At 69.8% G+C, this 17245-nt stretch carries 17 protein-coding genes and 1 pseudogene; 9 read left to right on the top strand and 9 right to left on the bottom strand.

The window, feature by feature from the left end; genetic code table 11:
- Positions 1–323: 323 nt before the first annotated feature.
- The 4 genes and pseudogenes from wsfD to BS75_RS00535 form a co-directional block, all read right to left on the bottom strand.
- Positions 324–1880, bottom strand: a complete 1557-nt coding sequence (gene wsfD / locus BS75_RS00550; protein WP_456243015.1) for a glycan biosynthesis hexose transferase WsfD — start codon at positions 1878–1880, stop codon at positions 324–326.
- Positions 1881–1888: 8 nt separating this feature from the next.
- Positions 1889–2092 carry a hypothetical protein gene (locus BS75_RS00545; RefSeq protein WP_034086763.1) on the bottom strand — a complete coding sequence of 68 codons (204 nt, stop codon included), beginning with the start codon at positions 2090–2092 and terminating at the stop codon, positions 1889–1891.
- A 686-nt stretch (positions 2093–2778) separates the two neighbouring features.
- A pseudogene (locus BS75_RS00540) lies at positions 2779–3072 on the bottom strand (class I SAM-dependent methyltransferase); the annotation flags it as partial.
- 156 nt (positions 3073–3228) lie between these two features.
- Entirely contained in the window at positions 3229–3771 is a 543-nt protein-coding gene (locus tag BS75_RS00535; protein ID WP_034092130.1) for a DUF6882 domain-containing protein, read from the bottom strand.
- 168 nt (positions 3772–3939) lie between these two features.
- Between BS75_RS00535 and BS75_RS00530 the strand changes: the two genes are divergently transcribed.
- Together BS75_RS00530 and BS75_RS00525 are read left to right on the top strand one after the other, a co-directional pair.
- On the top strand, positions 3940–4404 hold the full coding sequence (locus BS75_RS00530; RefSeq protein WP_152646271.1) for a hypothetical protein: 465 nt from the start codon (positions 3940–3942) through the stop codon (positions 4402–4404).
- Between the two features lie 906 nt (positions 4405–5310).
- On the top strand, positions 5311–5571 hold the full coding sequence (locus tag BS75_RS00525; protein WP_034086761.1) for a hypothetical protein: 261 nt from the start codon (positions 5311–5313) through the stop codon (positions 5569–5571).
- Between the two features lie 310 nt (positions 5572–5881).
- Here the strand turns inward: BS75_RS00525 and BS75_RS00520 are convergent, their stop codons facing one another.
- Positions 5882–6343 carry a hypothetical protein gene (locus tag BS75_RS00520; RefSeq protein ID WP_034086760.1) on the bottom strand — a complete coding sequence of 154 codons (462 nt, stop codon included), beginning with the start codon at positions 6341–6343 and terminating at the stop codon, positions 5882–5884.
- A 361-nt stretch (positions 6344–6704) separates the two neighbouring features.
- Positions 6705–7559 carry an alpha/beta fold hydrolase gene (locus BS75_RS00515; RefSeq protein WP_034086759.1) on the bottom strand — a complete coding sequence of 285 codons (855 nt, stop codon included), beginning with the start codon at positions 7557–7559 and terminating at the stop codon, positions 6705–6707.
- 76 nt (positions 7560–7635) lie between these two features.
- Here BS75_RS00515 and BS75_RS00510 point away from each other — a divergent pair, with 76 nt between their 5' ends.
- The 6 genes from BS75_RS00510 (at position 7636) to BS75_RS00485 (ending at position 13668) form a co-directional block, all read left to right on the top strand.
- Positions 7636–8601: an ArsR/SmtB family transcription factor gene (locus BS75_RS00510; RefSeq protein ID WP_052069069.1), complete on the top strand. Its 966-nt coding sequence runs from the start codon at positions 7636–7638 to the stop codon at positions 8599–8601.
- A 197-nt stretch (positions 8602–8798) separates the two neighbouring features.
- On the top strand, positions 8799–9125 hold the full coding sequence (locus BS75_RS00505) for a hypothetical protein (protein WP_197091877.1): 327 nt from the start codon (positions 8799–8801) through the stop codon (positions 9123–9125).
- A 185-nt stretch (positions 9126–9310) separates the two neighbouring features.
- Positions 9311–9985: a formylglycine-generating enzyme family protein gene (locus BS75_RS00500; RefSeq protein ID WP_034086756.1), complete on the top strand. Its 675-nt coding sequence runs from the start codon at positions 9311–9313 to the stop codon at positions 9983–9985.
- 506 nt (positions 9986–10491) lie between these two features.
- Positions 10492–12051 carry an MFS transporter gene (locus BS75_RS00495; RefSeq protein ID WP_034086755.1) on the top strand — a complete coding sequence of 520 codons (1560 nt, stop codon included), beginning with the start codon at positions 10492–10494 and terminating at the stop codon, positions 12049–12051.
- A gap of 266 nt (positions 12052–12317) precedes the next feature.
- Positions 12318–12740 (top strand): hypothetical protein, encoded by a 423-nt coding sequence (locus tag BS75_RS43830; protein ID WP_052069068.1) that lies wholly within the window; start codon positions 12318–12320, stop codon positions 12738–12740.
- A gap of 328 nt (positions 12741–13068) precedes the next feature.
- A complete protein-coding gene (locus BS75_RS00485; protein WP_034086754.1) occupies positions 13069–13668 on the top strand; it encodes a cation transporter in 600 nt (199 codons plus the stop codon).
- A 237-nt stretch (positions 13669–13905) separates the two neighbouring features.
- On the opposite strand, the gene BS75_RS00480 is transcribed toward BS75_RS00485, so the two are convergent.
- Both BS75_RS00480 and BS75_RS00475 read right to left on the bottom strand, forming a co-directional pair.
- Positions 13906–14352 (bottom strand): nuclear transport factor 2 family protein, encoded by a 447-nt coding sequence (locus BS75_RS00480; RefSeq protein WP_034086753.1) that lies wholly within the window; start codon positions 14350–14352, stop codon positions 13906–13908.
- Positions 14349–15197 (bottom strand): NmrA family NAD(P)-binding protein, encoded by an 849-nt coding sequence (locus tag BS75_RS00475; protein WP_034086752.1) that lies wholly within the window; start codon positions 15195–15197, stop codon positions 14349–14351. Before BS75_RS00475 ends, BS75_RS00480 begins: the two co-directional genes overlap by 4 nt.
- Positions 15198–15308: 111 nt before the next feature.
- Here BS75_RS00475 and BS75_RS00470 point away from each other — a divergent pair, with 111 nt between their 5' ends.
- Complete coding sequence (locus BS75_RS00470; RefSeq protein WP_042440602.1) at positions 15309–16274, top strand: AraC family transcriptional regulator; 966 nt, start codon at positions 15309–15311, stop codon at positions 16272–16274.
- A gap of 151 nt (positions 16275–16425) precedes the next feature.
- Here BS75_RS00470 and BS75_RS00465 read toward each other — a convergent pair whose 3' ends face one another.
- Positions 16426–17214 (bottom strand): alpha/beta fold hydrolase, encoded by a 789-nt coding sequence (locus tag BS75_RS00465; RefSeq protein ID WP_408022509.1) that lies wholly within the window; start codon positions 17212–17214, stop codon positions 16426–16428.
- Positions 17215–17245 lie beyond the last annotated feature (31 nt).

The raw sequence follows: 17245 nt of genomic DNA, 5'->3' as shown, positions 1-17245 counted from the left end.
ATCGGCCGCTTCGGACGGACGACTTCGGTGGGTCGGGTGGGTGGCGCGGGCAGTCAACAGCGGTGGCACGCAGGGGTGAGTCATGGTGGTAGTCGTTGAGCAGCTGTGTGGCGCGCCGGATTGAGGCAGGGTCAGGATGCTGGTTTGCATGAAGCGGCAGTGGGGAGAGCAAGAGGTCGAGGAGTTCGGGGGAGGACTTTGTCAGTGCTCGCCGACCGACGCTGCGGCGACGTCCTGTAGAGGTCTACTGACGGTCCGCCGCCGGAACCTCGTCGCCCCCGTTCCCGTGACGCTCCTGCCACAGAGCGTTCTTTGACGGGAAGTCAGCCGATGGCGGCTACGGTGCAGGGCACTGGTGCTTCCAGGGGGGTGTTCTGGCTGCCAGGGCCCTGTTCGGCTCCCGGTGGGCAGCAGAATGCGGCGGCGGCCGTGAGCACGATGGCGAGGCCGCCCGCGAAGATGCCGTAGACCAGGTGCTTGGTGTCCTCGATCGCCTCGCCGTAGACCGCGGAGGCGAACTGGGCCGCCACGACACCGATCATGCAGACCATCACCGCGACGAAGGCGGCACGGCGCTGGTTGTCCCGGAGTCTGCGGTACCAGAAGAAGCCGAACACTCCGAGTGCCAGCAGGCCGGGGACCAGGGCCCGTCCGGATGCCCGGGCGAAGTCGCTGAAGAGGGTCAGCCGGGACTCCAGCGTGCCGGCCGGGTGGCCGGTCCACGCCGGGTAGGAGCCGAGGTAGTCGGGGTGGGCTGCGGCGAAGGCGTCCATGCCGCCGAGGGTGATGCTGGTGGCGACTCCGGGGTGCTCGACCAGGTAGGTGGCGATGTTGCCGTAGGTCATCCTATTCGCGATCTCGGAGAACTGCGGGTCCCTCTCCGGCGCGTGGGCGGCCCACCAGTCGAAGCCCTTGTACTGGACGAAGTGTTGGGGGAGGCCCAGGTCCTTGGCCGTCTGCGACGGGTCGGAGCTGTGGCCGAGCACGCCGTCGAAGATCATCTCGGTGCGGTTGATCGGCTCGAAGGCCTTCATCTGGGTCTGCATGGTGAAGACCCCGGAGGCGGCGATCAGCAGCGCGGCGACGGCCGGCAGCAGTCGGGGGGCGAACCGGCCGTGTAGTCGGGAGAGCGGGAGGCCAGAGAGCGGGACCCGGACCACGAGCAGAAGCGCGGCAAACGGGACAATCAAGGTCACCGCCTGCGTCTTGGAGGTGACGGCCAGCAACGCGCCCGCCGTGAACAGCAGCAGGCCGCCCTGCTTGGCCCTGGTGCCGCCGCCGAAGTGCATGGCCCCGGCGGCCACGAACAGGATCCCGACCAGTCCGGCCAACTCGCTGTACGGGGATATCGCATAGCCGGCGAAGGCGGTGTCGCCTACGACGACGAACAGTGCCGCGCAGATCAGCAGTCGCACGATCAGGTGCCCGCGGAGCGCCGCCGCGAAGACCGTGAAGACGAAGGCGACGATGATGCAGAAGAGCAGCCCCAGCGCCCGCAGGTCGAACGCCCCAGGGTAGCCCCAGTAATGACTCAGCGGTTTCGCGATGTGCATCAGCAACTGCTCGCTGCTGGTGTAGGTGTTGGTCGCGTTGCAGGCGCTGGGTGGCCCGTAGCCGTACCGGGGGTTCAGGAACTTGAACCAGCGTACAGAGCCCTTGGGTATGTGGGCGACCAGGTTCAGGCCGCACATTCGACTCGGCCCGTCGCCGTTGTCGGCCATGCCGATCGGCCCAGGTAGGAACAGCCGAATGGCCATGGACAGACCGGCTAAGGTGCCGATGATTGGTGCGAAGACCCAGGGCCTGGCCAGGATGGCGAGGGGACGCCCTCTTCCCTCGGATGACTTCTCTGATCCGCGCAAAGCGGGTGCTCTGATCACCCGTGGACTCAAGTGCACGGAATCGGACCCAGGTTGTTGGTGGGGGTGCCGGTGAAGGTCTCGGCACTTCCGTCGGGGACGAGCGCCCCGGTCGGGGCCGGGGCGCCGACTGTGATGCGCACGTTCGAAGTGGCGGGGGCCGGGGCGGCGTTGGCGGTTCCGGCGGCCAGGACGGCGGTGGTGGCGGCGAGGGTACGCCGACGAGCAGGCATGGTGATGCCTTTCAAGAGTGAAGGGGGTGGTTCGAAGGGGTTCGCGGGAGCCGCGCCGCCGTGGCTGATCGGTATCCGATTCGGACGTTCGGCAGCTGATCAGTGCGATGGGTGAAGACTGGCAGCCCAATATCCTTGATCTGTGGGGCTGTTGTAACAGTGAGGCAACAGCAGGGGGCATGAGGAGGGGCCACCCGCAGGTCCGGTCGTCGGAGGCATCGACCGTTTCAGGTGGACGAGTTGGCGGCTCGGGTGAGTGACGCAGGCGGTAGACGCCGGTGGTGCAAGGCTGTTGAGGCACTGGGGCAGCGCAGCTGTTTGGCGCGCTGCATTGAGGCAGTGTCAGGAGGGCGTCCCGGACTGGGCGGTAGCAGAAATAGCAGGAGGTCCAGGTGCTCGGAGCAGGACTTGCCAACGGTGAGTTCCGGTCCGCCCTCGGTATCGGCGTGGCCCCAGGGGCGTCCACCGCCAGGCCCCGGCGTGGATGGGCATCGCCCTGGCCCGACCATGCCGCGCAGGCCGGTGTCCTGGACGGCCCCGAGGCAGTCCGGCAGTGGGTCGGGCGGTCGGCGTCCGCTGTCCGCTGTCCGCCGACGCGGCGGTGCGGGCGATGCGATGACGGGCGATGACGGCGTCCACCTCAGTGAGGATCAGAGCAATGACGCAGCCAGGCCCGGGACGAGCGCCTACGCGAGGTCGTGAACAGGGCGAGCGTCGCCTGACGCGGCCGCACCCCGCCGGAACAACGCAGTCCACAGGAACGTCACGCCGAACAGTGCTGATTCAGGAGGTTCTTCTCGCATGCGGCGCAGTTCGACCTCTACCAGGTCGGAGAAGATCCAGCGCAGCGATTCGGGTGTGTAGGCGAGGCCGCCGTGCAGCGCACGTTCACGGTAGAGGTCCGCGTCGGCGAGCTCCGACCCCGTTCCCGCCTCGCCGGCGGCGAAGCTGGTGAGTGCGAGATGGCCGCCGGGCGCCATCCCCAGCCGCGCCGGAGAGACTACTTTGACGAGTGTTCCAGCGGCGCTGCAGGGCGAACGCTGTCCGATGCGGCACAAGCGGATCACCATCCGGGTTGCCCTCGGCCGCCTGGACTGCGGCCACATCGGCCCCGACACCGGCCCAACTCGTCGGCGCTAGCCGACGCTGACGTTGAAGGTGGAGACACTGCCGTCCGTGGCAGTCAGGGTGACCGGACCGAAGGTGATGATCACGGCAGAGTTGCCTCCCGGGCCCCGGTAGTAGCCGGTCGCCTCGGTGACCCGAACAGCCAAGGCCACGAGCGTCGAAGCGGCCGTCTCATCGACCTCCATCCTCGGCTGGGCGAGAGCGGGATGCCCGTTGGCCTCTGCCCAGTCCCGGAAGAGGCGCGCGTCTCGGCTCATGTCGGGAAGGATGCTCTGATTGGCCCAGGCCCACAGCCACGAGCCCGAGCCCCGGCTGAAGCTGCCGAGGATCTGTGCCGGTGCCGTGGCCGTCTTGTCCGGGAAGGTCCAGGTGATCGTGCCCGTCGTCTGGTCGAGATCCCAACGGTCCGCTGATCCCAGGCCCCAGGACATGTGTGCGCGACCCAGTTGTTCGATCATGTCTTCGCCCTGCGGGAGCAGTACCCTCAGGTCATCCTGCTCCACAGTCTGACCAGCACTTTCCGTCTCTTCGGCCCGCTTGAACAATCCCATGCCGTGGAGTCTGCCAGAGGCCACCGGCCAGTCGGCGACGACCCCTCAGGACGCCCACGCGGCCCTCGACAAGGTGGGGAGCTGCGTGAGCGTCGAGTTTCGACGTTTTGGCAGCTGGGCAGTGGGGCGGCAGCTGCCGGGGCGCCGGGCACACGCTACGATCCCGCCATGAGCGCCAAGGGGGTACGCAAGACGAGCGGTACCCATTCGATGTGGGACACGCTGACGCATCCGGAAACCATGACCAAGGTCTTGCAAGGCCAACCCGTCAGGGATCCCGCCGACGATCTGGCAAGCCTTGAGCAAGGGGTGTCACTCAGGACGTCGACGTTCCGCAAGACCGGGAGGCGCTGGCGCGCAGGCAGTCTGTTCTTCCGGTCCACGGACGACGTCACGCCGATCGCCTGGCAGCCGGGGATCTGGTCCTGGGCCTGGCGTGCAGCTGAGCCGATGACTGGGCCCGTCATCGTCGAGTCCGTCGAGGAGATCACCGGCGCGGACCGATTCTGGGTCAAGGCCCACCTGTTCCGGAAGATCCGGCTCACCGCCGCCGGGCGGGCGTGGGTCATCGCGGTGCCGACCCATGACGTGCCGCTGGTGCTCACGGTGTTCAAGGCCCACGGCGAGAACTGAACCACCGAGCGGCCAACGCACGGCGTCGCGAACGATTCTGCGTTCGACGCTCGGCCGGGGTCCCGCGAATCGGCTCTTCTCGCCTGCGGGAACGGCGTGGTGGGTTGAGTCGAGAGACCCGGTCACGGGGTGACGGCGGCGCCGTCGGCAGTGGGGCAGCCGACGCCAATCTCGTCCCGCACGATGTGGCCGCCCGGGAACACGTGCTGGTGGGGTGACACGCCCGCGGGCCCGGCTGCCGATGACGGAACGGGCGTCTGCCCGGGCGGTGAGCCGCTCTCCCGGATGGGGTCCGGGGCCGTGCTCGTTGAGGAGGGTCCAAGCGTGCAGACTCTGTTGACGGGTGCTCTCGGTGGCCGGGGCCACGGAGGCCGGAGCGGTGGTGGCGGCGGTCACGGCGACGGTGAGCGCGATGCCGACGATGAGCGCTCGCACAGCGGCTCCCCCCGCACGACGGAGAGCCGGTCGGCACAGAGTCGGCGACCGAGCGGAATCACCTGTGCGAGCCGGAACAAGGACCAGCGCGCTGTCAGAACCCGGCAACGCGGCTCCACCGCCCCGGATGGCAGTCTCGCTGCTCAGCGATATGCACTGCCCGGCTTTCGCCGACAAAGCCACAAGGTGATCCTGGCCGCGATCACGCAACTTCGGGGCTTGATCGGGCAGGCCCCGTCGGGGGATCCCATTCATGAAGTCAAGTGCGACTGGCCCCAGTGCATGAACCCGGCGAACGGACGAGAGAATCAGGTACCCACGTCAACTACGTTGCTACCATTGACCGTTCGAGCCATGCGATGTAGCGTCGCGGCGCAAAGTCCTGATAGTTCAGCTGGCCGTATGACTCCCTGACCTGCCGGGCAATGCCCTCTGTCGGGATGGTCGCTGGCCACGGCGTCCGGAGGTCCGATGGTCGGCAAGTTTGCCCGTGCCGGATTGATCGCACTGCTCATGACCGGTACCGCGATGGCGGGTGCCCTGCCCGCGCAGGCAGCGCAGGCGTACGCCAAGCCTGGGATAGCGCCGCCCGTCGAGTATGTCGTGGACTACTACAACAACGCCCAGCACACTCTTCTCGTCGGGGTGCGCCAGAACGGCCCGTGCGGAGCGTTTTCCTACGGGACGACCACTGCCTACTACGTCGGCGGTTATGCCCCCTGCTCCGCCTGAACTACTGAGCATTTCAAACTGCGCGGGCAGCCGAAACAGTCGACTGTCGTGCGGATTCCGATTCGCACGGGGCAGTTGGCTGGGTGATGTTGGCAAGGTCGCCTGTCACCTGATCTCCTCGGAACCGGTGGCCGTCGCCGGGCCGGGGAGGTCAAGACGGTGACGGTGCCTGTCGCGAAGGGCCCCTATCGGGACACGTCCCCTGCCCGGAGGCAGCTGAGGCCGTTCCGCGGGGTGGCTGACAGATCAACGGAAAGGTACCAAAACCAGTCTTTCCGCGAGTCAGGCCACCGCTCGAAGCGGTACCAGATCACCTCGCTGAGGACCCCGACCGGCCCGACACGGTCACCTCCTCCTCGCGTTGCCCCCACGACGGGTGGCCACCGGGTCCGGTCAGCACCTCCAACGTGAAGGGCGCGTAGTCGTTGAGGCTGTCGCGCACCGTGAACCCGGCCGACCCCAGGATTGCGGCGATCGCCGCAAGCATCGCCTCCAGTACGACCTGTTGATGGGCGAGCGCCGGATCGTCCAGGAGGTGGTGTTTCACTGCCCGGAGCACACAACTCTGCAGCCGTGGGCTCGACCTCCAGCCCACCGAAACCCCGCCGGCGGCGGAGTCGAACGGGTCGACGGAGACCTCAACGCCTTGTGACAGCACAGGATTCAGTCCTGGCGCCACGACCGGCAAGCCGGCGGCCACCAGTTCGTCCCGCACCCGGGTCGCGATGCGCTCGCGCTCGGCCAGAACCTCAGCACCCACCCTCTCCAGCATCCCGGCACCCTACCCGAGCGATGACCGCACCGAGCAGGAAGCCCCTGCCCATGACCGACACCATCAGCACCCTGTTCGTGCGGCCGTGCTGGTCGCAGTGATCGGCGAGTGGCTCTGAGCGAGGCCGGACGGACCGGCATGGAATGCCGGCCGGTGACAGCAGCCCGTGCCAAATGGAGGATTCGTGGCCGTCTACTACCGCGCCGACAGCGGGACGGTGACCGCATCGGCGAGCCGTCCGAGGATGCCATCTGGATGCCCACGGCCAACGAGCCGAGGCCACTGACGGTTCAGAACACGGCCCGGCGCTGTTCGATTCGAAGGTCGGTGGCCGCGGATGGCAGCCTGCTCGGCCCTGCGATCAGCTGACCACGGCGAGGAAGTCCTCGATCATTGCCGTGAAGGCCTGCGGGTCGTCCAGCCACGGATAGTGGCCGGCGCCCGGCTGGACGGCGAGCCTCACCCGGGGGAAGAGTGACGCGGCCTCGGCGGCGGACTTGGCGGTGGGCCACAGGTCCAGCTCGCCCACGAGGAGCAGCGTCGGGCAGGGCAGGGCGCTCAGGCGATGCCGGAGCGCCTCGGTGTCGGGGGTGTAGTCCTTGTAGTAGTGCTCGCTGACGGGCAGCGCCCGCTGGGCGGGGTCGGCGGCGGCGTGGGCGCGGGCGGCGTCGTCCCAGCGGCCGTACATGAGCGGCTCGAAGGCGAATCGGTACGGCGCGGCCTCGGCGAAGGTGTTCGCGGCCCTCATGTGCTGGTGCGCCGTCACGGCCGCTGCGTGCCAGGGTTCGGCTGCGCGGGCGGCGATCACCGCTTCCGCGCCGGTGTCGGAGGGCAGCCCGACGGCGGCGAACGAGGGGTCGACCAGGGTCAGGCTGTTCAGCCGGTCGGGGTGGGCGGCGGCGTAGAGCATGGCCAGGCTGCCGCCGGCGGAGTGGCCGAGCAGGTCGATGCGGTCCAGGCCGAGGTGACGGCGCAGCGCCTCGACGTCGGCGACCAGGTGGTCGACTCGGCAGCTGGCCGGGTCGGCGGGCCGTGCGGAGGCGCCGGTGCCGCGGGTGTCGGGCAGGATCAGGGTGCGGTGCGCGGAGAGTCCGCCGAGGTCGCCGAGGTACTCGGCGGCGCGGCCGGGGCCGCCGGGGAGGCAGAGCAGCGGGGGGCCGTCGCCGAGAGCGCGGAAGGCGAGGGTGGTTCCGTCGTACGAGGTGAGGAATTCCATGGCGGACAGCCTGTGGGGTGGTGGCCGGGCCCGGCTATCGTTCAGCCACGGCTAAACGATGGGAGGCAGGGCGGGCATGGCGGTGGAGATCCGGCTCTCGGCGGCCGAGGTGGCGCGGGTGCGGCTCGCGGTGTCGCCGCTGGCCGAGACGGTGCTCGGGGTGCGGACGGCGCTCGGTGTCGGCGGACACGGGGTGCACCGGGCGTGGGTACGCGAGGCGCGACCGGTGCTGGCAGGAGAGCCGGAGCTGCCGTTGCTGCGCACGCTCCTCGAAGGCTGTCTGCCGTCGTTCCTGCTCCCGGTGCCGGAGGAGCGCCTGCCGGTGTTCGACACCGAGCTGGCGGGCCTGCGGGCGGCGGATCCGGTGTACGTCGCGGCGGAGTGCGCTGCCGCGCTGGGTGCCCGGGCGGGGGAACTGCCTGGGGCGGCGGTGCTGTTGGAACGGGTCGCTGATGCGCTGGTGCGCTGCTACGTCCGACTGGTGGCCCCGCACTGGGGGCGGATGCGGGCGGTGTTGGAGGCGGACCTGGGCAAGCGGGCGCTGGCGCTGGTGGACGGCGGGGTGGAGGGGCTCTTCGCTCAGTTGCACGGCGATGTGGTGTGGCGGGATGGTGAGTTGGTGGTGCACGGGCGCCGCCGGTCGGGTGCGCAGTGGACGGTCGAGACGGACGGGCACGGGCTGGTGCTGATGCCGTCCGTCTTCGGCTGGCCGGACGTGATCGTCGACTACTCCCCACGCACCACAGCCTCCATCCGCTACCCGGCGTCCGGTGTCGGACTGCTCTGGGAGCAGCCCCGCCCGACATCGGCCGGCCTCACCGCCGTCCTCGGTCGCACGCGCGCCGCACTTCTCGCGGAACTCGGTGAACCGCTGAGCACCCCCGACCTCGCCGCCCGCCTGGGTGTCACCGCCGGTGCTGTCTCCCAGCACCTCGGCGCTCTGCGGGGCGCTGGGCTGGTGACGACCCACCGTACCGGCCGTACGGCCGTGCACCTGCGCACCCAGACCGGCACGGCGCTCACGGCCAGGCCGTCGGACTGACCCCGACTGCGGTCGGACCCCCTGGGCATGGACCGTCTCGACCGCGAATCCGCAGGTGGAGACGGCCGGTCAGCAATGGCCACCGGCCATTGCATCCGCGGAGCTGTGGGCGCTGCCCGACCGCGTCGTAGCGTCGGGGTCGCACCCTTCGGAGTCCATTGCGGCAGAGAGGATCTGACATGAGGTTGGGAAGAGCCGTGGCAGCGACTATGGCCAGTGCGGCGGCATTACTGCTGCTGTCCGCCTGCGGTGCGGACGGCCTCGCCGGGAAGATCGAGGACTACGACAGCGTCTCGGTCTGGCCGAGCGCGGATCCCGTCGGTCAACAGCCGACTGGCGAGCTGACTACCTTGGCTCCGGTGACCGTGGAGTGCTACGCGGCCGGGCAGGTCGACAGCAACGGAATGGGCTACGGCGCGTCCTACAAGATCTCCTACGATGGCGGAAGCGGCTACATCGACGCGGGCACCTCGATTTTGAGCGACAAAGGCGAAGTTTCCCCTGGGATGGTGCCGGCCTGCTAGACCGTCAGGGCCCGGGCCCGGCGTCGCGACCGAAGCGATCGCCGGGCGACTCCGAGGGCGAGCAGCTCCGCCGTGGCGAGGATTGTGAGGCCGGCCCGGCCGTGCGGCGGAGTCGGCTCGACTGCCGTCAGCAGGGCCATTCCCCGCAGGTCGTTCAGGGCAGGTTCCGGTAAGGTCGTCTTCTCATGGACGCGAGCGCAGAGCAGAAGATGATCGCTTGCCCATCGGGGCAGGTCATGCTGTCGGACCGGCGGACGCAGCGCAGTTGGCCGGTTGAGCTGGCGCCCTACCAACTCGCGGCGTACCCGATCACCCAGGCGCTGTACGCCCGGATCGCCGACCGGCGTCCCAGCGCCGCCCAGGGGGACCGGTTGCCCGTCGACGGCGTCTCCTGGTGGGACGCGGTCCGGTTCTGCAACGCCCTGTCCGAGCGCGACGGGTTCTCGCCCGCCTACCACTTCCAGGCCGGCGGCGAAGGCATCGAGTGGGACGCGTCCGCCGACGGGTATCGGCTGCCGACCGAAGCGGAATGGGAGCATGCCTGCCGTGCCGGTACGCCCGGGCCGCGTTATGGCCCCCTCGACGAGATCGCCTGGTATCGAGGCAACTCGAACGAGCGGATCCGTGAGGTGGGCCGCAAGCGGCCCAACGCGTTGGGTCTCTACGACATGCTCGGCAACGTGTGGGAGTGGTGCTGGGACGTCTACGACGCCGAGGTCTACGGCAGCTACCGGGTGCTACGCGGCGGTGGCTGGTTCGACGAGCACTGGAGCTGCCGGGCCTCAGTACGGCGCCGCAGCCACCCGACCTTCCGGGTCGACGACGTGGGATTCCGCCTCGCCCGCTCCGTGGTGCGCTGATCGGCGGGTGGTGCCGCTTCCGGCACGATCGATCTGCTGACCCGGCTAGCTCGACAGACATCCGTCGACCGACACCGAGAGCCCTCCGTCGCCCTGGCAGCCTGACCACCCCCCGAAGGAATTCCGGGGTCGACCACCAAAGCCGTTCGTGCGGGTTGTTGCGCCAGCTGCCACCCGCGCCGGGGCGCCCGCCGGATCTCCGATGAGCTCACCAGGACCGGGTTCCGGCGGCGCGGGCGCGGGCGGCCGTGCACCGGATCCCCGTAGACCGTCACCCTGACGCTGCAGTGGGGCTCAGCCGGATCGGCGATCCCGCCCCGGTCCTCATGGACGCCCTCCGCGTCACGGATCCGGTGCCGGTCGCCTCGCGCCACTGGATTCGGGAGCGGCTCCTCCCACGCTTCTGCTGATCACTGCGAGACGCTGAACCGGACGGCCCCAACCTACTGGCCCTGGGGCCGGGCGATGGGCCAACGTAGTGCGAACCGTATGACAGAGGAGAAGCCATGACCGTAGCCGTCGGATCGGGTGGCCGACCGAAGTACCTCGTCCTCGCCGCGATGATTTTCGCCGTCTCGATGACGTTCATCGACCAGACCATCGTCTCCATCGCCGTGCCGGAGATCCAGCGGGAGCTGGGTCTGAGCAATACCGGGGTGCAGTGGGCGGTCAACGCGTACCTGCTGTCGCTGGCCGCGCTGTTCGCCTTCGGCGGACGGCTGGCGGACACGGTCGGGCACCGGAAGATGGTGGTGCTCGGCGTGGTCCTGTTCGCGGCGGCCTCGGCGATGTGCGGGCTGACCCCGAAGGGCAGCCTGGCCGAGGCGTGGATCGTGACCTTCCGCGCCGTCCAGGGAGCGGGCGGAGCGATCATGTTCCCGGCCGCGCTCGCCATCGTGGTGCAGACCTACCCGCTGCGGGAACGCGGTAAGGCGCTGGCCCTGTTCTTCGGCGTCGCCGGCGGCCTCACCGCGATCGGGCCGGTCCTCGGCGGCTACCTCACCGAGTGGACCTGGAGGGCGATCTTCTGGGTGAACATCCCGGTCGCCCTGATCGCCCTGGTGCTGGTGTTCATCTCCAAGCCGGAGACCGAGCACAGGCCCGCGAGGATGGACTACCGCGGGCTTGCGCTGATCGCGTCCGGGGTGGCGCTCAGCGTGTTCGGTTTCCAGCAGGCCACGATCTGGGGCTGGAGCAACCCCGGCATCGGGATCTCCATCGGCGCGGGACTGCTGCTCCTGGTCGTGTTCGTCCAGGTCGAGCGGCGCACCGAGTCGCCGCTGATGAAGGTGGACATCTTCCGGAATCGGGCGTTCCTGTTCGAGAACCTGGTGCTGGGCATCGCCATGCTGGTGTTCATCCCGGTGTTCTTCTTCGGGAGCGAGTACGCACAGATCGGGCTGGGCAAGTCGGCCGGCGAGTCCGGGGTGATCCTGCTCTACTTCTTCCTCGGCTTCGTCGTCGCCGCGCAGATCGGCGGGCGGATGCTGGACAAGGGCGGTGCCAAGCGCCCGGTGGTGCTGGGCTGTGCCCTGTCCGCCGTCGGGTTCTACCTGTGGGCCGGCAAGGTCACCGGGCTCGACTTCAACGCCCAGCAGTGGCTCGTCGCCCTGGCCGGCGCCGGTATGGGTTTCATGCTCGGTCCCGCCAGTACGGATGCGGTGAACAGGGCCTCCATGCTCTCCTACGGCGAGGCCACGGGCATCACCCAGACCGTCCGCAACTACGCAGCCAGCCTGGGCCTGGCGATCCTGGGCACGATCTCGGTCTCGCAGTTCCACTCCCGGGTCACCAGCTCGCTGGTGGCGATGGGGATGCCCAAGGGACAGGCGGCAGCGCAGGCCGCCAGGGACTCCCAGTCGCAGGGCGGGACGGGCAGCGCCGTCACCATCCCGCACTTCATCCGGCTCGACTTCGCCTACTCCACCCGCACCGTCCTCTACATCATGGCCGGGACGATGGCGGTGGCAGCGGTCGTGGCCTTCCTCGGCCTCCAGCGGGGACGCCAGGCCGACCCGGCGGAAGAGGCCGAGAGCGCCGCGGCCGGTCCGGGCAAGGCGGCCTGACGCCTCGGCGGACGGCGAGCCGGTCTGGTTCGGCTTCGGGATCCGCCCGCCCAAGCCGATCGGCAACGGGTTCGCCGGCGTCCGTGCCACCGGGGTGGAAGACCCGAACGCCAAGTACAGCCTGGACTTCGCCGAGCTCCACCCGACCTGGCTCAAGCGCCGAACCAGGCACGAAGGCGGTTCGGGTGATCATGCGCTCTCCTGCCGAGCACTCGCGGCCCGTACCGAACTACACGAACGGAGGCAGGGCATGGCAGAGTGCCGGAATGGACAGCGATGCACCTGGTGCCGTGCAGCAGGAACTTCATGACGTCAGAGATCAGCTCGATGCGCTGCGTTCTGGGATCTGTTCGAGGCTCCGGCTCTCCGCCTGGCGCCGGGGTCCCGACGGCGAGACCGTCACCATGCCGACCGACGAGGCGATCCTCGAAGCGATCGAAAGGCTGCAGATCACCATCGCTGCGTACGAGGCCCCGGTCGATGCGGCCGAGCTCCCTTGGGCCGCAATCGACGCGATGATCTTCGTGGGCCGCAAGATGCACGCCATCCAGGCGATACGGACCGAGTTCGGGGACGACCTTCGCCTGGCATTGGATCGACTCTGCGCCCGCTACAAGATGCTGCGACGCGAAAAACCCGACGGCTTCACCATCCCTGCCGAGACCTACTGGGATGGCTTCTACTCGTAGCTCCGGGCGGGTGACCGGCTCATGTCGTGGGTCACCCGCCCGCGCCACCGGCGCTCGGGCTGGAACCGGTGCCCGCGAAGGTCGAGGGCGTGCGCTCGAAGGCGGAGCGCCTGGCCGCCGCGTCCGTGTCACTGGACGGAGACCGGCCACGTCAGCCACTGTCAGCTCACTGCGGCCGGGACGGCGGATCGGTTGGCCGCGGAGCTGGACAACACCCTGGTGCGGAAGCCGGGCCTGCCGCGTGACCAGGGTGGTGGCCACGGCCGTTGCTGGGGCAGCGGGTGGGCTCGCACGCCGTGGCTGCTGCTCGGCCTGGGAGACTGCCGGGATGGACACCTCGCACGAGCTTGCCCGTTCGTCCCTGCTTCGCCGGGGCTTCGCGTTGGAGTACGCCACGCTCGGCTGGAACGTGGTCGGCATCGTGGTGCTGGCCGTGGCGGCGCTGGCGGCCCGCTCGGTGGCACTGGCCGGGTTCGGGCTGGACTCGCTGATCGAGATCGGTGCCTCCACGGTGGTGGTCTGGGAGTTGTCGGGGACCGGCGAGGACCGTCAGCGCCGGGCGCTGCGGTTGATCGGCGGGGGTTTCGCGCTGCTGGCGGTGTACCTCGCGGTGCAGTCCACGGTGGTGCTGGCTGTCGGCTTCCACCCGCACCACTCCGCGCTGGGCATCGTGTGGACGGCGGTCACCACCGCGGTGATGTTCGTCCTGGCGGTGGGCAAGTCCCGTACCGGGGCGGCCCTGGACAACCCGGTGCTGAAGACCGAGGGCAAGGTCACCTTCGTCGACGGCGTGCTGGCCGCCGCCGTCCTGCTCGGTCTGGTGCTCAACTCTCTGTTCGGATTCTGGTGGGCCGATCCGCTCGTCGGATACGTGGTCACCTATTACGCGGTACGCGAGGCACGCGAGATCTTCCGGGGCGGTCACTGACCCCGGCGGCCCCTGCCGGCTCAGCGGGCGAACAGCCTGCGGAGGCGGCGGCGGACACGGAACTTGAGTGGGTCTTCGGCCGACAGCGGCACCGTGATCCAGAGGAAGTCGCCTTCGCCGTCGGGCGTTCCGGTGAGCGCGGATATCGTCTGCGCCGTGGCCGCTCTGCGAAGCGGGCGCAGGCGGGTCTGCGGCTCCGCCCAGCCGATGGTTTCGTGGCTACTCTCCAGCGGGGCTCTAGCGGGGCTCGGCCGGCCACCCGAGGGCCTGGAAGACGGCGACGGGGTCCAGGTAGTCCCGCCAGTGCGTCACCTGGCGGTCCTTGACGGTGAGCACCGAGACGAAGCGGTTGTCGTAGGCCCGTCCGGTGTGGACCGCCCGCCCGTGCACGGCGTACTCCAGCACGACGACGGACGTTGCCCGGTCGTGGTGGACGGCGAGTCCGTCCACGCTGTGCAGGACCATCATGTCGCCGTAGCCGCGGTACAGGTCGGCTACGGCCCGTCGCCCCTGGATGCGGCGCGGGTAGCCGGGCACGGAGACCACGTACTCGACGACCACGTCCTCGGCCAGGAGGTCGAAGAAGTGCTCACCGTCGACCAGGCCCGCAAGACCCTCCTGGATGATGCGGAAGAACGGGTCCAGCGCCCCGAAGTCGGCGATGTCGCCCACGATCGCGGTCACCGGGCCGCTGCCCAGACGTGGACGTTGCGACGAGCGAAGTCGAGGAAGGCGGTCGGAGGTCGGCCGGTGACCTTCTCGACGTCGTCGTTGGGGGTGGAGCCGTTGCCGGAGCTGATGGTGCCGGTCAGCCAGCGCAGCATCACCGCGTAGTCGGCGGGAACGAGGCCGGCGGCGATGGCGCCTTCGATCCACAGCCCGGGGTCGAGGTCGTGGTGCGCGACGGGCCGGCCGGTCACGGCGGTGATGGTGTCAGCGACCTCGGTGACGGTCAGATCCTGTGGGCCGGTGGGCTCGTAGCGGGCGCCGGCGTGGTCGGCGGGGGCGAGCAGGGTCTCGGCCGCGACGGCGGCGATGTCGTCCGCGTCGACGAAGGCCTCGGTGCCGCTGCCCGTGGGGACCGTGATGGCCCCGTCGATGACCGGCAGGTGGGTGTCGGCGAAGTTCTGCATCACCCAGGCGGGACGCAGGATGCAGTGGGTGATGCCGCCGCGGGCGGCGAGGTCGGCCTCGACGGCCCTGATGTCGACCTGGGGCGGTGCCTGGTCGGCGCCGTAGGTGCTGAGGTAGGTGACGTGACGGACGCCTGCGGCTTCGGCAAGGTCGAGGAAGGCGGCGACCCGGTCCGCGTAGGTGACGCGCAGGACGGGGGTGACGAGGTAGAGGCGGTCGACCCCGGTCAGGGCGCCGGGGTGGGTGGCCGGGGCATCCCAGTCGAAGTGCACATCGGCGCCGTGGCGCGCCGCGGTGCGGGCCCCCAGGCCGCGTTCGGCGAGCCTCTGCGCCAGGAGCGAGCCCGAGCGGCCGGTGCCGCCGAGGACGAGAGCGGTATGCGGTGATCCAGTCATGGGTTCATCGTGGGCGCGCTGGTGGGGGCGGATCAATGCGTGAATCGCTCAGTCTTTTACGTCAAACGCTCTCTCCGTCGCCGACAGCAGTCGTCCTGCGATACTGGACGGGTGGACATACTGCATGATCACCTGGCGCGGGCGCGCGCCGGCGGCGCGGTCTTCGCCCGGACGGTCGCCGAGCCACCGTGGGGGCTGCGGCTGGCCGGCTCGATCCAGCTGGCGGTGCACACGGTGGTCCGCGGCCGGGGATGGCTGTGGCTCACCGACCCGGGCCACGCGGTGGAACTCGTCCCGGGGGAGGTGACGCTGGTGCGCGGGGGACCGGACCACCACATCGGCCACGAGCCGGGCGCCGAATGCCTCGAACCGGACGAGTTCCGGGCCCGGCACGCCCACGACGCCCAGGCCGAGAACCCCCGGTCGACCGTGTTCCTCTGCGGCGCCTACCGGTTCACCGGCGACATCGGCAACGGACTGCTGGAGGCGCTGCCGCAGGTCCTCACTCTGCAGGCCGCGGTCGGCGACCCGCTGCGGGACGTGATCGCGCTGCTCTCCCGCGAACTGGCCACCCCGGAGCCGGGCCAGCCCACGGTGCTCGACCGGCTCCTCGACGTCCTCCTGGTCCTCGCCATCCGCAGCGACTTCCGCCGCAGCCCCACCGCCCCCCGCTGGTACCGGGCTCTGGCCGACCCCCGCCTGAGCGCCGCGCTGCAGGCCATCCACGGTGACGCCGGCCGCGACTGGTCGGTCCCCGAACTCGCGGCGATCAGTGGCCTGTCCCGGGCCGCCTTCGCCCGGACCTTCCGCGACGCGCTCGGCCAGACCCCCATGCAGTACCTGACCGACTGGCGCATGGCGCTGGCCCGCGACCAGTTGCGCACCGGCGAACTCGGCATGGCGACCATCGCCCGCACGATCGGCTACAGCTCGCCCTACGCGTTCGCCGCCGCCTTCCGCCGCCACCACGGCGAACCCCCCGGAGCCTGGCGACAACGAGAGGCGCTACGCGAGCAGCAACTTGCTGCGGTTGCGCCTCGCTCGGCGTGGTGCCGCTGCGACGAGCCTGCACCCTGACCTAAGGTGAACCTCAACTGTGGTCCGGCTCATAGCCATTGACGGTCGGCACGGTCGGCAGCGGGAACCGGGAGCTTCCGATGCAACGGCTCCGTCGCGTAGTCGGGGTGGTGGGTGCGGAAGGGCGGTCACTGGTCGTGCGGCGGTCTTTTCACGGGCGGAGCAGGAGTGCGGCGACGGCTTCGGGGGCTTCGTGCATCGCGTCGTGTGCGGTGGGCAGGTCGTGGACCTGCCAGTGGGGGTCGGCCCGGAGGCGGTCGCGGAGTTCGGTGAACGGTGTCCGGTCCTGCCACCGGGTGCAGTAGACGAACTCGCGGCGCGGGACGCGGGCGTGGGCGCCGGTGAGTCGGATCGTCTGCAGGAACGAGGCGAGGGGGTGGGGGCGGCGGCGGGGGTCGCCGCCGTCCGGTGGTCGGACGGCGTAGCCGGTGGCTGCGGTGCCGGCGGTGAAGACCTCCCGGAAGTGCGCGTTCGTCGAGGACCAGCACGACTCGCCGTCGCGCGGGACGTAGGCGTCGAGGTGCACCAGTCGTGAGATCCGGCCGTCGGCGCGGTCGGCGGCGGCGGTGATCACCATGCCGGCGTAGCTGTGGCCCACCAGTGTCGCGTCGGTGATGTGGTTGCGGTCGAGGTGGTGCAGCACGTCGTCGGCGTGCGTGTCGAGGTTGGCGGCCGCGAGGGTCGCTGCGTCGTCGTCGGGCCGTAGACCGGTCAGGGTCAGGGCGTGGACGGTGTGGCCGGCACGTTCCAGCAGCGGAACGACGGCCTCGAACGACCATGAGCCCTTCCAGGCGCCGGGTACCAGGACGAAAGTTGCAATGGGTCTCTCCCTCTCTCTCGGGTTCTCGGGTTCTCTCTCGGGGTGCGGCGGTCCCGGGCGGCGGTAGTGCCGGGGCGAGCGCTGCGCGCGGTCCGGGCGCTGCGCGCAGCCCGGGACCACTGCGTACGGGGGAAGTCTCGCCGGGTGGGGG

Origin of the sequence: Streptacidiphilus albus JL83 (assembly GCF_000744705.1) — a bacterium.
GTDB classification, from domain to species: domain Bacteria; phylum Actinomycetota; class Actinomycetes; order Streptomycetales; family Streptomycetaceae; genus Streptacidiphilus; species Streptacidiphilus albus.
This window is presented reverse-complemented; position numbering and strand designations above follow the sequence as displayed.